Here is a 715-nt window from a genome sequence, read left to right as displayed (position 1 = left end):
TTATTAAGTGTAATAACTCTAACCTATGCAAGCGTAGGTAAAATATCAGCCATTAGAGGTGATGCAGTAGTTATCTCAAAAGGTAATGAAATAAAAGCTTTATTAAATCAAGAACTTGATGAAAGCGATATTATAAAAACGGGAAACAATGCAAGATTACAAATAATCTTTAATGACAACACCGTTACTACTCTAGGTAAAAACACAAGCTTAGAAATAAAACAATTCTTATTAGATGGAAAAAACTCTAAAGTAAATCTTGAAGTAAGTGAAGGAAGCTTTAAGGTAATTACAGGAGAAATCTCAAAATTAGCAAGAAAGAATTTCTCTTTAAAAGCTCATACAGCAACAATTGGTATTAGAGGAACAGTGTTTGTAGGAGAAGTTGGACTTAATATAAATAAATTAGCTTGCTTACAAGGTGCAATAGATGTTAGATTAGGTAATAAAACTTCTTTAATTGATTCAGGAAAACAAATAAGCTTTTCAAATACTAAGGTAATTAAAGTTGAACCTTTAAAAGTAAATGATTTTTCTTTAACCAAAGCAAATATTAATGAAGATAATAAACCAGAAAAAATACAAGAAAAACAAGAAGATAAACAAAGCACTACAAACAATAACAATAAAGTAACAAGTATTACTTTAAGTAGTGATATTAAAGCTGAAAACACTAATTCAAATTCTAAAAATACTTTACAAACTAGTGAGCAAA

At 27.4% G+C, this 715-nt stretch carries 1 protein-coding gene; it reads left to right on the top strand.

The annotated features are described in order from the left end of the window. Nucleotides 1-715, top strand: a 715-nt coding sequence (locus AVBRAN12654_RS09365) for a FecR family protein (protein ID WP_336614387.1), incomplete at both ends; no start/stop codon positions are given.

Origin of the sequence: Campylobacter sp. RM12654 (genome assembly GCF_020137585.1) — a bacterium.
Taxonomy (GTDB): Bacteria; Campylobacterota; Campylobacteria; order Campylobacterales; family Campylobacteraceae; genus Campylobacter_E.
Note: the sequence above shows the minus strand (reverse complement) of the source record. Positions and strands in the feature narration are given on the sequence as shown.